Origin of the sequence: Paenibacillus sp. ALJ109b (assembly GCF_010747435.1) — a bacterium.
GTDB classification, from domain to species: domain Bacteria; phylum Bacillota; class Bacilli; order Paenibacillales; family Paenibacillaceae; genus Paenibacillus; species Paenibacillus taichungensis.
The window spans coordinates 324,979-341,188 of sequence record NZ_JAAIFP010000007.1; the positions used below are offsets into that span (position 1 = coordinate 324,979).

Consider the following 16,210-nt stretch of genomic DNA (forward strand, 5'->3'; position numbering starts at 1 on the left):
GAACATCAGCGGGGATTTTTGATGAGCAGTATACAGGATACGAGCTGGCAGCAATACGATTGGCGGAATAGCGATTATTTAATCGAAAAAACGGATGCTGCCCAGGGTCTGCCTGTATTCACTGGGACTCATGCCAGTCCATCTTCTGAACTGACGACTGAAGTGCGCAAGACTGGAATATCCAAGCATGGTAGCAACCCGAGTGAGATTAAGATCAGGCTGATGTATCAGCTGCTTGGCTTCGTGAAGCTTCAGTTCAGACAAATATCTGCGCGGAGAGATGCCGTATACTTTCTGAAATGTCTCCAGAGCATATCCAGGGCTGATTTGAAGCGAGGCCGCAATCTCTTCAATCCGAATCTCCTTATCCCCCAGCCCTTCCCGCTGGATATTCCCGGCATTGAAACGGCTTTTGATTGCCTCGGCAATCAGTGTTGCATAGTGCGCCACAGTAGGCGATACGGCTTCTTGGGAACGGGAGGAGCTTTGCTCTGCCAATATCGCCAAAATCTCCAGCAAACCAGCCTGCATGCGGAACAGATCTGATGTTGTATATTCTTCTTTGTGCTGAAGCAGGTCCACCCATTTCATCATGACTTCCGTTAATCGTTGATTATCCTCGCCGCCACATGGGAACATCATCTGCACATGTCTACTCATCTCTTGGCGAAACAGAACCTCATCTACATTGAAATGGGCAATAAAGTAGGTAAGCCCCTGCTCCTGATTACATTCATTGGTATGTTTGCATCCAGGCGGGATAAGCAATATATCTCCTGCGTGGAGATCATAACGGATGTTCTCCAGTATCGTCGTCTGCGATCCTTCCAGAATCAGTATCAGTTCAAAGGCCAAATGCGATTCCAGCGGCACTTGCCAGCCCTGTTTCACCTTTTGCATGTGAGCACCAAACAGCTTGACGTTCCAGTCCGTTGCAGGAAGCCATCGGCTCTCTGGAGATAGATAAGAACGGTATGGTTCAGGAATGATCATGGATTCTCACCACCTTGGATTAGGGCAAATTTTACGCGGTTCAGCGTATCTTCTTTTGCAATGGGACTTGATATACTGACTGTACATCATACCTGAGATTCAATCGAGGAGGAAATTCCAATGTCCCTGACATTACACGGTTATTCCACTACACCAGATCATGCGTGGAAAGAGATCTCTTATACATCTACAAATGAAAACGCTAACTTAAAACTCACAGGTGAACAGCATCAGCTTGTAGAAGGATTTGGCGGTTGCTTTAATGAGCTTGGTTATATTGCCCTGTCCCACTTAAATGAGGAGCAGCGTCATGACGTATTTCATTCCCTCTTCCACCCGGAAGGAGAACATAAATTCAACATCTGTCGCCTACCCATTGGCGCGAGTGATTATGCAGAGCAATGGTACAGTCACAATGAGGTGGACGGCGATGTGACCATGGAACATTTTTCGATCGAACGCGATTTCAAATATCTGATTCCATACATCAAAGAGGCCCTGACCTATAATCCGAATCTGCAATTCTTCGCCTCACCGTGGAGTCCACCTACCTGGATGAAGTCACCGAAAGCCTATAACTATGGAACGCTGCGCTGGGAGAAGGATATCCTGGAAGCTTATGCGCTGTATTTCGTCAAATTCATACAGGCGTACAAGGACGCTGGCATTACCATCCATCAGGTCCATGTACAAAACGAAGTCATCGCGGATCAGAAATTCCCTTCCTGCATGTGGACAGGTGAGCAGCTGCGTGAGTTTATCGCCGATTACCTGGGCCCTGCTTTTGATCAGCACGGTCTGGATACGGAAATTTGGCTGGGAACGATCAACGCACCTGATCCATGGGAAGAATTGATCAAAAAGAAAACAAATGATTTTGACGAATATGCCGGACTGGTGCTTAGTGATCCCAAAGCCTACGCCTATATCAAGGGAGTCGGTTATCAGTGGGCAGGCAAAAATGCCATCCAACGTACAGCCGCGAGCTACCCGGAGCTTCGTTACATGCAGACCGAGAATGAGTGCGGTGACGGTAACAACTCGTGGAACTACGCCAAGTATGTATTTAATCTGTACCAGCACTATTTCAGTAATGGAGTGAATGCGTATATTTACTGGAACATGGTTCTGGAGCCGAAAGGCCGCAGCACATGGGGGTGGGAGCAAAACTCCATGATTACGGTAGACCCGGATGCCAAAGGAATCATTCGGAATCCCGAGTATTATGTGATGAAGCATTTTGCTCATGATGTCGTGCCTGGTGCACGAAGAGTCGGACTGTCTGGAGCCTGGAGTGGCAAAGCCGTGGCTTTCCGCAACCCGGACAATAGTCTCGTCATTGTTATCAACAATCCGTTCAAGGACAGCCGTGACCTGCATCTGGCGTATGAAGGACAGACACTCCGGTTCGAGCTGGAGGCTGATTCCTTCAACAGTATTGTTATTTCCCAATCCTAGACAGGACAGTATGAGAAAGAAATAGCGCTCTGCTCCGCTACCTAATCTGCGGAACAGGCGCTATTTTTGGGATACAAGTGATAGCTAATGAAACTGATTATGCCAGCTTAAGGATTATTGGCGAGATAATTTCTCAACCATTGGAGCGCTGGACGCTCTGTACCGTTGCTATTCACCAAGTGAGAACCAGTACCCAGGTTTGATTCTGATTGTAGCCCCACAGGGTTACACCTTTAACCGCGGAATGCTGCCATAGTACAGGGAATTATTTCCTCCTTTGAATTTTAGTATTCGATTCAATAGTAAGCGCTTACAAATTTCATTTTACTGGATATATTTGTAATTATCTATGTAGAAAGTATAGCTTGTCCCTCAGAAAGTATAGATGTTGGGCACTAACATGATGACTTAAACAAATGAGTTACACTTTATTATATTTACAAATCTATAAATATAGATATAATGTAATTCTGAGTACTTATTATATCGGCCATATACTTTCATACAGGTAAGGAGGTATTTTTTAGTCTGTTATATCTATTTTTCTATATATATAAATTTATTTGGAGGTCTACACTTTAACATGAAATCGAAATCACAACAGGTTAATCCGTTACTTATTCTCATTCTGGCGCTGGGTGTATTCGCCATCATCACTACAGAAGTAGGCATTATCGGAGTGCTCCCCCAGATCACGCAGAAATTTAACATCTCCGCTGCACAGGCTGGATGGCTGGTAAGTATTTTCGCTCTCGTCGTTGCGGTGTCTGGCCCTTTTCTGACTTTGCTTGTATCTGGTATCAATCGTAAAACCATTTTGTTAACCGCTGTGCTGTTATTTGCCATTTCCAACGTAGTATATGCCTACACAACCCGGTTCGACATGATGTTAATCTTTCGGATTATCCCGGCCATTTTCCACCCGGTCTTCTTCTCCGTTGCTCTTGTCACGGGTGCCAAGCTGGTCCCACCGGAAAAAAGCAGTCAGGCGGTTGCCAAAGTGTTTACCGGGATCACTGCCGGCTTTGCGTTTGGCGTACCCTTAACTTCCTATCTTGCGGAACGCTTCTCGTTGGAGGCTGCGTTTTGGTTCGGAGCGGTTGTCAGTCTTATTGCTTTCATCGGTATATGGATTTGGCTGCCCTCGATGCCTGTGCAAGAGAAGATGTCTTATGGCAAACAGATCGGCATTTTGCGTAAACCTGCGCTGTGGCTGAATATTGCTACTGTCGTTTTTATTTTTGCAGCGATGTTCTCCGTATACAGTTATTTCGCCGAATACCTTGGGCAAGTCACCCAAATGGGCGGTTCATGGATTAGTGTGATGCTCTTGGCCTTTGGTGTTATTATGATCGCCGGCAATTTGGTATTCGGACAGCTTCTGCATCGGAATATTCCGAGAACCGTTCTCCTCTTCCCGGTGCTGTACATGGCGGCTTATTTACTCGTTTTCTATGCAGGTTCCTATTTCATTCCGATGATTATCATGGTGTTCGTCTGGGGTGCGATTCACTCTGGCGGTCTGATTGTCAGCCAAACTTGGCTTACGACGGAGTCTCAGGAAGCACCTGAATTCGGAAATAGCCTCTTTGTCTCTTTCTCTAATCTGGGGATTACCCTCGGTACCTCCATTGGTGGCTGGTTCATTGCCCAACTTGGAATTCATCAGGTCATCTGGAGCGGAATAATCTTTGGTCTGCTTGCTTTGATATCCATCGTTGTCAAAATAAAATTATTCAATTCTCGTAGTCGTAGTTCAATTGAGACGGTATAAGAGTTAAGGGCCCCGTTGGTCTTTAGCTAAGTGCTATCTCTCCTCCATAACGAGAAAATCCCTTCTTCATCAGTAACATTTCATACTGAAGTGCCAATCGTCATCTACAATCCAATGTGATTTGGGTGTTGTTGAGGAAGAAGTTTAAACATATAAAGAGACGCGTAGAGACTACTCTGATCATTTCCAGTGAATTCCTATGGAATGATCCAGAGCAGTCTCTTTTATTTGTCATTTTGTGGTTTACATTTACCAAATGTTTATCTAGTATTAACTCCAATGATACATATCTTTACATAACACTAGATAACAAGGGAGATTACAACATGCGCAAATTTTCACCGAAACGTTACGCCGGATGGCCCTTATCATTCCTCATATGTGCCTCCATCCTCTTCGCACCTTTTGCCTCCACTCCTGCTCAGGCTGCTGAAGCTGACAAAGAAACTAAGATTACGTTGCTGGGAACATCGGATATTCATGGCCGATTTATGCCGTGGGACTATGCCCTAGATGGTCCGAATCCGACAGGCAGCATGACGCAGTTGTATACGATCGTGAAAAAAGTGCGTGCTGAGAATCCAAATACGATTCTGTTGGATGCAGGCGACATGATTCAGGACAATTCTGCTGAACTGTTCAACGATCAACCTCAATCTCCCATGATGGTCGCAATGAACGAAATGAAATATGACGCATGGGTCATGGGAAATCATGAATTTAACTTTGGATTGGACGTATTAGAGAAGATTTCCTCACAGTTCAAGGGACAACCCTTGGTAGGTAACATTTTCAAAGAAAACGGCGACCGCTACATGCCTGCTTATACGATTATTGAGAAAGACGGTATCAAGGTTGGCGTCATCGGAATGAACACACCTATGATTACCGAGTTCGAAAAAGGTACGGATCACCTGGACGGCATCATTGTCAAAGATCCGGTGGAAGAGACCAAGAAGGCCATCGCTGAGCTGAAAGGCAAAGTGGACGTCATGGTTGGACTCATGCATATGGGACTGGATAACGAGAACGGGAACCCAGGCACCGGGGTTACGGATATCGCCAATGCCAACCCGGAGCTGGCTGCTATTTTTGCCGGACACATGCATACGCTGATTGAATCCCAAACGGTTAACGGCGTATTGATCTCCGAGCCGAACAAATATGGTTCACACATTTCACGGATTGACCTCACGTTTGCCAAAGAAGGCGACAAGGTTGTACTGAAAAGCAAGGAAGCACAAGCACTCGCTGTAAAAGCAGCTGATGGCTCTTATGAAGTGTCTGATCCCGGACTGGAAGATACACTGCATCCGTTCCACGAGTACGCTCGTGCCGATGCCAACATTGAAGTAGCCGAGCTAAAAGGAACCAACCTAGTACCAGCAGATGAGATCAAAGGCATTCCTGCTGTGCAGATTCAGGAGACACCACTCTCTGACTTCTTCACTGAAGTCATGCTGCACTATAGCGATGCCGACGTAGTCGCGCACCAGATCGATAACGATAAGGCCAAGCTGGATGTCGGACCGATCAAGAAAAAGGATATTGCGTTCAACTACCAATTTACCTTTGGTGAAGTAACGGTATATGAAGTGACCGGACGTGATCTGAAGGATTACATGGAATGGTCTGCGGGTTATTTTAACTCCACACGCCCTGGTGATGTGACGATCAGTTTTGATCCGAAACGGCGTGCTTCCAAATACAGCACCGACGATTTCTTCGGCGGGGTGACGTATGAAATTGACCTGACCAAGCCTTACGGCAGTCGGATTACGAACCTCAAATACAGCAATGGCACAGTGGTTAAAGAAGAAGATACACTCAAGCTCGGCATGAATGCCTACCGGATGGAAGCCCTGATTGCCAAAGGTGGGGCACTGGAAGGACGTAAGTTCAAGCAATTGTGGTCCTCCAAGGATGCTTCGGCATTTGGCGAGATTCAAGGTACGATCCGTAATCTGTCCATTGCTTATCTCAAAGACGTGATGAAAGGCGTTTATGAACCGAAAATCCAGCACAACTGGAAAATCACGGGTGTTGATCTGACAGCACCTGCACGTGCAGATATCGTAGAGCTGATTAATGATGGCATCATGTCTGTTCCGGCAACGGAAGATGGCAAGTATACCAATATTGCGTCCATTAACATTTTGGATGCGGTGACTGAAGAAGAAATGACTGCTCTTGCCGCCAAAGCGAACGTAAGTATTGCGAAATTCTCTGGCGTGAAAACCAAAGGTGAGTTCTATCAAGAGCTGAATAAAGCTCGCAAGGCATTCACTGGCAGTGGTGAAGAAGAGACTTCACCTGAGAAGCCGACGACACCAACGGTACCGAAACCAGACACATCGAAACCCGGCAAACCATCGACATCACCAAGTACAGGTAAACCGGGTACAGTCATTAAAGGTAAACAAGCCAAGGTTACTGCAGCCTACCTGAACGTACGCTCCAGCGCTTCATCCAAAGCCAAAGTAGTTACTGCCGTACCGAAAGGCACCGTCCTTGAGGTAATCAGTACAGATAAGTATGGTTGGGTCAAAGTGAAACTAGATGGACGCGCAGCTTATGTCTACGGAAAATATGTAAGTATGCTGAAATAGATTGAAAGACCTCCTCCACAATGCATGTGGAAGAGGTCTTTTCTTTTTTTGGATTTTAGAGCAATACGTTACGTGTCCACCTACTCCTGCGCCAAGCTTCGAACCTTTTTCACAAACTGCTCCAGCCTGATTCCGTTCGTTTGTTTGGTGAATTCAAGTGCCTCGTTGGAGAACCCCTCATAGGCAGAAAGGACATAATCCCCATCGACGATATAGTACGTGCCATAACGAGAGAAGGAATAACCTCCACGTTGCTTGGACTCTACTCCCTTTTTGATCGCTGTAACTAGTCTTTGACCAGGCACAAGTTTAGGCTCAAGCGCAGCAAACGCTGCGTTATAGAACAGAAATGTTTCCTTGGCTATATCTCCTCCTGTAATCACTTCGTGCACCTTTACTTTGTAAGAGACGAATTCAGCTTCGTAGGGAGTTATTCCCGTAGTCTCCTGCTTTTCTGCCATTGTGCGTTCGGGTGTATCTGGTTCAGTGGTTATCACCATGCTGAAATTCGGCAAAACGCTCACAACCTCTGCCACAACAACTGCATCTGCGAAGTCCATGATCTCTCTATAGGTCACTTTTTTCATCCATGGAGTCACGAGAGACTGTGGCGATAATGGGTACTCCCCCCTCAGTTCCTGTAACCGATCTTGGGACAGAACATCTAATTCATTATCATCTGAGTTAGAAAAAGGGGCCGAGCAACCCAATAGACCGACTGTTAACGTGATAGCAAACAACCAACACATTACACGAAGTTGTGTCACGCACCCCTCTCCTCCCTAGCGTTTACTCGCCTTATATTAATCCCGCTTGACGTCCCAGCTCGCAAGCATACCTTTCGCCATTTCCATATTGGATTCTTCCCCAGTGATTAATGCAAACTGCGCAACGATTGCCGGGTATGCCGCCCACTGCTCCCGAATATGATCCAACATCCGAGGCCACACCCTTCCCCCTGCCTTCTCATAGCGATTGAGCAAATCCCGCAAGCCTTCCTCTTCGAAGAGCGCATAATAGATAACAAAATCCTTACCGGGATCGGCAATCTCCGCCTCAGTCCAATCAATCAGTCCGGTAACCCGCTGGACATCGTCGACGATAATATGCGGTGGATGCAGATCACCGTGATTGAACGTTGAGTGCTCAGGCCAATAGCTGTCCGTTGTCAGCCACGCTTCCCACCTCTTGGACAGTTGATCTGGCACCTCAAAGCTTTGTTTAATCTCTTCAATATTGGCTGCAAAAGCTTTACGAGCTTCTGTAGGCGTCTTGCTGCGCACTCCGCCCTTTATCGCCTCATCAGGATCAATGTTATGCAATGCCACTAGTGAAGTAGCGAGCGAATCGAAGAAATCATCGGATAAGCTTTCCTGTGGAAATCGCCATGCGTACCCTACCCCTGCCGGATCAACGACCGCAATCGGTTCTCCATCAAGTAAAGGATAAGCGATCAGTTCTGGGGTACAAATCCGCCACTCTGGTACCTCTACCGGCAGACGGCTTTTTACAACCTCCAGCACCTTGCGCTCATTTTCAGCCCGTTCCCATACATCCTCGCGCCGTGGCTGGCGCAGTATCCACTGTTGTCCCTGTTCATCGGTGGCAAACGCTACCCTAAAGTCCATACCGGACTCGTTAATTTTCATGGATTCCTCAGCAATATGAAGCCCGTTCTGTGCAGCTAAAGATTTTAATACCTTTTGAAATTCCAACTGCTCATTCACGTTCAATTTTGTCATTTCAGGATCTCCCCTTTTCCTCAATAAATTAAAAAACACAGACATCCATGCCTGTGCAGTTCATTTCGGATATTGGGTGTACCTGAATGCTCGCCAAAAAATAGTAGTACACTAAAGAACCACTCTAAACGAGAGTTTCTTTAGTGACTAGCGGCATACGTGTAAATAGGCAAACCGATCCCGATGAGCTGCACACAGGCAGAAATACAGCAAGCGCAAACAAACGTTTCGCCATACTATCTCCATCGGATAAAATTTGCCACACGTATCCCTCCGTTCCGTAAGTTACCCATATGTTAACATATTCCATTTTCTAGTTCCAGCTTTAATAGCGGTTTTTCTGTTATTTTTTCAGCGATGTGCAGTAACCTTGGTGGCTCAAAAACCGTCATACGTATAGATACATTACAAAGAATGAGGTGAGCAACGAATGTCCATTGTGCGAAAATTATCCCTAATGCCGCTCATTTTACTTCTGTTAACGCTAGGATGCGCTTCAGAATCAGCGGAAAAGGAGGAGGGGAAAGCTCCTGTTAGCGGGGTGATCACGGATTTTTATGAAGAAAAGGGACAGGTCCTCATTGATAACGAAGAAGATAACGGTAATAAATCAGGACCCATCTTGATTTCACTTCATACGAATGCGGAACTTATTATCAATGGTGAAACCGTCACTGCCCCTTTGGATGGAACATTGGTTGGACGCAGAGCTGAAGTGTGGATAGGTCCGTCTATCGCCAAATCTTATCCTCCTCAGACTAGGGCTCTGAAGATGGTCATCCATTAACACAAGACTAAACAGATGATATGTTATAATAACGAAATAATCTTATAAGGAACGGGGAAGGATTCGCAAATGGACGCTAAACAACCCCCAGATCAGGAGAATCCCATTTCTCGAGGTCGACCAAGGAGTACAGAAGTTCACAAACGCATACTGGATGCCACACTAACCTTACTTGGCGAAGTAGGTGTGGAGAAATTGAGTATGGAGTCTGTCGCACAGCTCGCAGGCGTAGGTAAAAGCTCAATCTATCGGCGCTGGAGCAGCAAGGAAGCGCTGGTCGTGGATGCACTGGAACGTGTCAAGCCGGAGTTCAGCACAGCTGTACAAGGCGAACTACATGAAGTGTTGTACGAAATGGCCCAAAGTTTTGCCCATCAGATGAACAATCCGCTTGGGAAGCAGATGCTCTCATTGCTGATTTCAACCCTATCTGGCAGTTCACAGATTTCAGAGTCGTATTGGGAAAACCATTCACTGCCGAAGACCAAGGAAATCTCCAGTCTGCTTGAACGTTATATCCCGAAAGAAAAACTCCGTCATGATACAGATCTGGATCTGGTGTCTGATTTTATAATTGGTTTTATTATGTACCAGCTCTTGCTCAAACCGACTTCATCCGATCTGGATAACGAACTGAAACGCGGTATTGATATGATTTTAAACGGAATACACCCCAAATGATTTAGGTCCCGCTATGATTAGCTGGACCTTTTTTATTGACAATTAACGATACGATACAGTATCGTATCTAATATAAAATCATTCAAGGGAGTGTAATCCATGAGTAAACCCAATAAAACAGTGATTATTACAGGCGGTAATACCGGTCTTGGATACGAATGTGCCAAAGTGATCGCTTCATCTCAGAAGTGGCATGTCGTTATTGCTTCTCGCAGCCTAAGTAGAGGAAACGCTGCGGTGCAGACTTTGATCCAATCTACCGGTAACCCCAATATCTCGGCTATGGAGCTAGATTTGGCTTCAACGACATCCATAAGGAAACTTGCAGCGCTATATATACATGCCGATCTTCCACCTCTCTATGCCATCATTTGCAATGCCGGGTCTCAATTTGTGCAAAATACACAATCCACTACGGATGGTGTCGAGGCAACCTTTGGTGTGAACCATCTGGGGCATTTCCTCCTCGTCCGCTTGCTGCTTGAGTCGCTTCAGGAACAGGGGCGAATCATCGTTGTATCCAGTGACACGCACGATCCCGGAGCCAAAACCGGTATGCCCGCTCCTCGCTATGCTCATCCCAATATCATGTCTGACCCTGCCCAGTCAGATCAATTACTCGCCGCCCTCTCTCCTTCTGCCCGGGGACAACTACGTTATACAACATCGAAGTTATGCAATTTGTATTTCACCTATGAACTCGCCCGCCAAGTCCAACAATCTGGAAGAACTGTTGCAGTCGCTGCATTTAATCCTGGGATGATGCCTGGCAAGGGTTCCGCTCTCGCCAGAGAGTATCGCCCGCTCCTTCGTTTCATGTGGAATTATGTAATGCCTCTGATGCGTTTCTTTAATGCTGGCATACGCACCACTAAGCAATCAGGAACTGACCTTGCAAGTCTCGTATTACATCAACCTATAAGCGAGTTGAAGGGAACGTACTGGGATGGACCGAAGAAAATTCCTTCTTCCGAGGAATCCTACAGCCCCGAACGTGCTGTAGAATTATGGGACTGGAGTTCAGAAAGAGTTGGTTTGCATCATACGATTTAAACATCATTGTGAATTACTCCGTTAACCCACCTGCATATAGAGTATAATGAAGAGGTATACGATAAATGTACGGTGCAATGCTTGTATATAAGCATGTTGCATAATTCGATTTCAAACTCTCCCGTGTACAAGTCGCTTTAAGGAATTATGCAATATGCTCTTGTATTCAAAACTAACGTAAAAGAGGTTAACGATGAGTAAGCAACAATTTAAAGATTATGGACTTGGCGAAGAAATCGTAAAAGCGCTGGATAGCCTGGGCTATGAAACCCCAACGGAGGTTCAAACCAAAGTTATTCCAGTAGCCCTTGAAAATAAAGATCTTGTAGTCAAATCCCAAACAGGCAGCGGGAAAACAGCCGCCTACGGTATTCCAGTCTGTGAGCTGGTAGATTGGAACGAAAATAAACCGCAGGCTTTGATTCTCACGCCAACCCGCGAGTTGGCTTTGCAAGTGAACGAAGATATTACCAATATCGGACGCTTTAAGCGTATTAAAGCAACCGCACTATACGGTCAGTCTCCTTTTCATGTTCAAAAAGCCGAGTTAAAACAAAGAACGCATGTCGCTGTAGGCACACCGGGACGGGTACTGGACCATATCGAACGTGGCACCCTGCCGCTGGATCGGATCTCATACCTTGTCATTGACGAGGCGGATGAGATGCTGAATATGGGCTTCATTGAGACGGTACAATCCATTATTCAAGCACTGCCTAGTGAGCGAGTGACGATGTTATTTTCTGCGACGTTCCCTGAAGATGTAGCCAAGCTGTCACGCAAATACATGAACAATCCGGTGGAGATTGAGATCAAGGCAAGTGGTCTTACCACAGCAACGATTGAACATGCCGTGATTCATGTGCCAGAGGTGAACAAAACGGCGCTGCTTCAGGACCTGTTTATTGTTGAAAATCCAGATAGCTGTATCGTGTTCTGTCGTACGCAGGAGAACGTGGATAAGTTGTTCCGTGTCATGGCTGACCTCGATTATCCAGCGGATCGCATCCACGGAGGCATGGAACAAGATGAGCGGATCGAAGTGATGAATGCATTCAGAAGAGGACAATTCCGTTATCTGATTGCAACGGATGTAGCCGCACGCGGGATTGATATAACGAATATTACCCATGTCATCAACTACGATATTCCTTTGGAAAAAGAAGGATATGTACACCGTACAGGCCGTACGGGTCGCGCAGGTAAAACAGGTAAAGCCTTTACTTTGGTTACCCCGAAGGATGGCAGACGTCTGGCCGAGATCGAATCGTATATCGGATTTGCAATTCCTGTTGTCAAAGCTCCTTCCGAGGAAGCTGTTGACCGTCGTCGGGAAGAGTTCGAGAAGCGTTTGAAGATCGTGCCTGAACGAAAAAAGGACAAGCGTGAACAGTTGAATCAACAGATCATGAAGCTGAACTTCAACGGAGGCAAGAAAAAGAAACTCCGTGCGGTAGACTTCGTGGGCACCATCGCCAAGATTGAAGGCGTCACTGCAGACGACATCGGGATTATTACCATTCTGGATAATGTAACCGATGTGGAAATTCTGAACGGTAAAGGCCCACTCGTGCTTGAGGTTATGCAGAATACAACGATCAAAAAGATGCAGCTCAAGGTTCGCAAAGGTCATAAATAGATTGTGAATCTGTTTAAATAGAGTGTTATTCCAAAAGGGATAGTGGCTTATTTTATAAGTCTACGATCCCTTTTTTTATATATTGAATGAGGTAAATTACTCGCTATCGCCGCTATATTCGGGATAAAGTTCCATTTGTTCATCAGGGTACACATTGTTCACTTGTACAAGATTCCATTTTAATTACACTAAGTATGTAAACGCTTCACAAAGGACCGATATTAGGAGGTGTGTGTAATGGGCAACAGGAAAGCAGTCTGGCTTCTGGTCTTCGCGCTCACGCTAACCATGTTTGGGTTTCATCCCGAACGGACCAGCGCGGCAAGTGTGACCATCACCAACGGTTCCGATTGGCTGGATACCACAGGCAACCCCATTCAGGCCAATAGCGGAAACATTCTGAAAGTCGGCAGTACGTATTATTGGTACGGCGAGCATGCGGTCAGCGGCAAGTTTGACAGCGTTAATGTCTATACTTCAACCGATCTGAAGAACTGGACGTTCAGCAATGCCATTCTGACCAAGGATTCAGCCACCGAGCTGGCCTCCAGCAAAATCGAACGTCCCAAAGTCATCTACAACGCCGCCACAAGGCAGTATGTGCTATGGGCACATTACGAGAACGGTACAGATTACAATCTGGGGCGGGTCGCGGTAGCGACCAGCAGCACACCGAACGGTAAATTCACGTATGAGGGAAGTTTTCGGCCTTTGGATTACGAGTCACGCGACATGACTGTTTTTGTAGATACAGACGGTACAGGTTATCTGATCACAGCATCCCGCAAGAATGGCGGGGCCAATGATACCATGGCAATTTTCAAAATGAACACCAGCTATACCGGTGTGGAATCCTTTGTGGGTTGGCAATTCGAGAACGCCTATCGTGAAGCTCCTGCCGTTGTGAAAAAGGGCAATCGCTATTACCTCTTCACCTCTCAGGCTGCTGGCTGGTATCCGAATCAGGGCGCGTATGCAACCGCATCGTCCATGACAGGCACGTGGTCCGCTCTTACACCTTATGGCAATCCATCGGCCTTCGGCTCCCAGATCCATGATATTGCCACCATTACAGGCAGCAACAGCACATCCTATATTTATATGGGCGACCGCTGGAATCCACTCAATCTTGGTGAACATAAACATATCTGGCTTCCTTTAACCTTGAATGATTCAAACGGAACCGCCTCACTAGAATGGTACAACGAGTGGAATATCGATGCTGTAACAGGCACGGTAATGCCACCTTCTCTTGTTAATCACGCCCAAGGCAAAACAGCTACAGCCATTTCCACAGCCTCCGGCTCATCTGCATCCAATGTTAATGACGGCAACTATCAGACTTCTTGGGCAGCATCGTCCAGTACTTGGCCAGCTTGGTGGCAGGTCGATTTCGGTGCACCGAAGACCATCACGGAGATCGATATCTCCTGGTTTATGTATAAAGGATCGGAAGGCTATTATAAATACAAAATTGAGATCAGCAACGATGGCGTCAACTACTCTACGCTGGATCGAACCAGCAATACCACCTATGGGTTTACGACCGATGCTGTTCATTTTACCGCCCGGTATGTACGTATCAATATGGTCAACGCTGTCCTGTGGAACAATCCGGGTAACTGGTACACCCCAACCCTGCATGAGGTCAAAATGTTAGGCCCAGCAACACCTGAGGCGACGAATTACAGCCGTTTCAGCTCCTTCAATTATCCGGATCGGTACATCCGTCATTCCAACTTCACTGCACGGATCGACACCAACGTCTCACCTGTACTGGATTCCCAGTTCCGCGTTGTATCCGGCTTGGCCAGCTCTACAGGCATCTCACTGGAGTCTATCAACTTCCCTGGCTACTTCCTGAAACGCAATGCCAGCAACAAAATCGTACTTGAGACATACACGGATACTGCTACCTATAAAGGAGATGCCACATTCCTGAGCAGCCCCGGCTGGGCTGACAGCTCCAAAGTATCCCTCCAGTCGTACAGCCAGCCCGGATACTACATCCGACATTACGACTACGTATTGCAGTTGGATGCCATCAATGCCTCCAGTAGTGCAACGGTGAAGGGTGACGCCACGTTTGGGAGAACCGATTTTTAATTAAGGAATTTGGAAGCGAGGATTGAGCAACCTGTATCTCGGGAGAGAGGTCGCTACTTCAGGGTTTCATAACTGAAGGTGGGACCTCTATTGCTGTATATAACTGCGGCTGGTCGTTCAACCCAGTGTAAGTTATCATAGCTTATTGACGATATCCAAGATTTCTTTCATATTGTATGTGTCGTCCTGAATGCGCCATTCCTCTTGTTCCTGTAAAAAGGTAATCTCCCCTTCTAACGGAATGGTCTTCGTTTCTTCTCCATCATAATTCGTAAATACCAAATTCAGCGTGTACTCCACGAGAATCCAATCATTCTTACTTTCTTTAATCTTCGCTTTTATATCTTCAGCATGCAGTGACGCATCTTCTTTGTCTGCAACCTGAAATGGCAAACCCATACTATTTCTTTCAAGATTCCGTTCAGTCAGGAAAGGCTTCAAAATCTCTTTTTTGGCTAGCACCTTTTCTACGGTTAATAGTTCTTCACCCTCCGTGTTATCGACTGCAAACTCCGCCTTTTTATATTCCAAGGTCATTTCAAGAGCCTGCTGTTCTTCCTGGGCCGATGCCTTTTGGTTCGTCAATATACTCAACTGACTCGTTGAAGATGGAGCTGGCTCTTGAATACTTTCGGTTTTTTTGGACTCGTTACACCCCATCATTACGACAGACATCAGAGTAACTGTTCCGATGATATAATTTAATTTACGCAAAATCATCCTCCATCCTGTGCGTTCTTGTTATCGACTACAGCTGAATACATAAGCAGGCGGCAGGTTACGGTACACCCTTGTCATGCTTACGTTTTCGAAAAATTGCTTGAGCAATCCCCGTTTAAGTAACGTGTACTGAAAAGTAATGAACTTGCCATCTTGTTTCAAATATTGCCTTGATTTAGCTAAAATGTCCAGTGATACCTCCGCAGGCAGACTCGCAAAAGGCAGCCCGGATACAATGTAATCAACCTTGTCGAGTCCATATTGTTGTATGTGCTGATCGACATGCACGGCAGAATCGTGAATGATGTGTACATTCGGAAGATGACCGTACTTTTTGCGAAGCAACTGGCAGAAGCTGGCGTTGTTTTCAATCAGGATCAGAACCGTCCCTGGCTGCATGTTCGCAAGCAGCATTTCCGTAAACACCCCCGTGCCCGGCCCATACTCCACAATGCATAATGCACGGTCAAATGCGATGTCTTTCACCATTTTCGCTGCCAGATATTTTGAGCTGGGGGCAATTGCTCCAATCCATCGGGGACCCTGGATGTATTGTTTCAAAAAGGATAACCACTCCATGCTGTCCGACCCCCTAAGTTTGATTTCTGAGATCAGTATAGAATTCAAATCTGAAGAAGCCATCAAACC

At 46.3% G+C, this 16,210-nt stretch carries 13 protein-coding genes and 1 pseudogene; 8 read left to right on the forward strand and 6 right to left on the reverse strand.

Features of this window, described 5'->3' with window-relative positions; all coding sequences use genetic code 11:
• Window positions 1-78: 78 nt before the first annotated feature.
• Window positions 79-993 (reverse strand): AraC family transcriptional regulator, encoded by a 915-nt coding sequence (locus G3352_RS09080; protein WP_163755831.1) that lies wholly within the window; start codon window positions 991-993, stop codon window positions 79-81.
• Between the two features lie 120 nt (window positions 994-1,113).
• Here G3352_RS09080 and G3352_RS09085 point away from each other — a divergent pair, with 120 nt between their 5' ends.
• Window positions 1,114-2,451 (forward strand): glycoside hydrolase family 30 protein, encoded by a 1,338-nt coding sequence (locus G3352_RS09085; protein WP_163755832.1) that lies wholly within the window; start codon window positions 1,114-1,116, stop codon window positions 2,449-2,451.
• 107 nt (window positions 2,452-2,558) lie between these two features.
• Here the strand turns inward: G3352_RS09085 and G3352_RS31135 are convergent.
• A pseudogene (locus G3352_RS31135) lies at window positions 2,559-2,716 on the reverse strand (endo-1,4-beta-xylanase); the annotation flags it as partial.
• A 318-nt stretch (window positions 2,717-3,034) separates the two neighbouring features.
• On the opposite strand from G3352_RS31135, the gene G3352_RS09090 reads away from it, so the two are divergent.
• A complete protein-coding gene (locus G3352_RS09090; protein WP_163755834.1) occupies window positions 3,035-4,225 on the forward strand; it encodes an MFS transporter in 1,191 nt (396 codons plus the stop codon).
• 326 nt (window positions 4,226-4,551) lie between these two features.
• On the forward strand, window positions 4,552-6,834 hold the full coding sequence (locus tag G3352_RS09095; protein WP_163755836.1) for a 5'-nucleotidase C-terminal domain-containing protein: 2,283 nt from the start codon (window positions 4,552-4,554) through the stop codon (window positions 6,832-6,834).
• 80 nt (window positions 6,835-6,914) lie between these two features.
• On the opposite strand, the gene G3352_RS09100 is transcribed toward G3352_RS09095, so the two are convergent.
• Together G3352_RS09100 and G3352_RS09105 are read right to left on the reverse strand one after the other, a co-directional pair.
• A complete protein-coding gene (locus G3352_RS09100) occupies window positions 6,915-7,433 on the reverse strand; it encodes a hypothetical protein (RefSeq protein ID WP_163755838.1) in 519 nt (172 codons plus the stop codon).
• A gap of 204 nt (window positions 7,434-7,637) precedes the next feature.
• A complete protein-coding gene (locus G3352_RS09105; RefSeq protein WP_163755840.1) occupies window positions 7,638-8,576 on the reverse strand; it encodes a macrolide 2'-phosphotransferase in 939 nt (312 codons plus the stop codon).
• Between the two features lie 430 nt (window positions 8,577-9,006).
• Here G3352_RS09105 and G3352_RS09110 point away from each other — a divergent pair, with 430 nt between their 5' ends.
• From G3352_RS09110 to G3352_RS09130, 5 genes are all read left to right on the forward strand, one after another.
• Window positions 9,007-9,363, forward strand: a complete 357-nt coding sequence (locus tag G3352_RS09110; protein WP_163755842.1) for a hypothetical protein — start codon at window positions 9,007-9,009, stop codon at window positions 9,361-9,363.
• A 69-nt stretch (window positions 9,364-9,432) separates the two neighbouring features.
• Entirely contained in the window at window positions 9,433-10,044 is a 612-nt protein-coding gene (locus tag G3352_RS09115; protein WP_163755844.1) for a TetR/AcrR family transcriptional regulator, read from the forward strand.
• Between the two features lie 99 nt (window positions 10,045-10,143).
• Window positions 10,144-11,097, forward strand: a complete 954-nt coding sequence (locus G3352_RS09120) for an SDR family NAD(P)-dependent oxidoreductase (RefSeq protein ID WP_163755846.1) — start codon at window positions 10,144-10,146, stop codon at window positions 11,095-11,097.
• Window positions 11,098-11,290: 193 nt separating this feature from the next.
• The gene (locus G3352_RS09125; protein ID WP_163755848.1) at window positions 11,291-12,736 is read left to right on the forward strand and encodes a DEAD/DEAH box helicase; all 1,446 of its coding nucleotides are present in this window, start codon (window positions 11,291-11,293) and stop codon (window positions 12,734-12,736) included.
• 288 nt (window positions 12,737-13,024) lie between these two features.
• Entirely contained in the window at window positions 13,025-14,842 is a 1,818-nt protein-coding gene (locus G3352_RS09130; protein WP_240343005.1) for an AbfB domain-containing protein, read from the forward strand.
• Between the two features lie 135 nt (window positions 14,843-14,977).
• Here the strand turns inward: G3352_RS09130 and G3352_RS09135 are convergent, their stop codons facing one another.
• Complete coding sequence (locus G3352_RS09135; protein ID WP_163755852.1) at window positions 14,978-15,556, reverse strand: hypothetical protein; 579 nt, start codon at window positions 15,554-15,556, stop codon at window positions 14,978-14,980.
• A 27-nt stretch (window positions 15,557-15,583) separates the two neighbouring features.
• A complete protein-coding gene (locus G3352_RS09140; protein WP_163755854.1) occupies window positions 15,584-16,141 on the reverse strand; it encodes a class I SAM-dependent methyltransferase in 558 nt (185 codons plus the stop codon).
• Window positions 16,142-16,210: the final 69 nt, after the last annotated feature.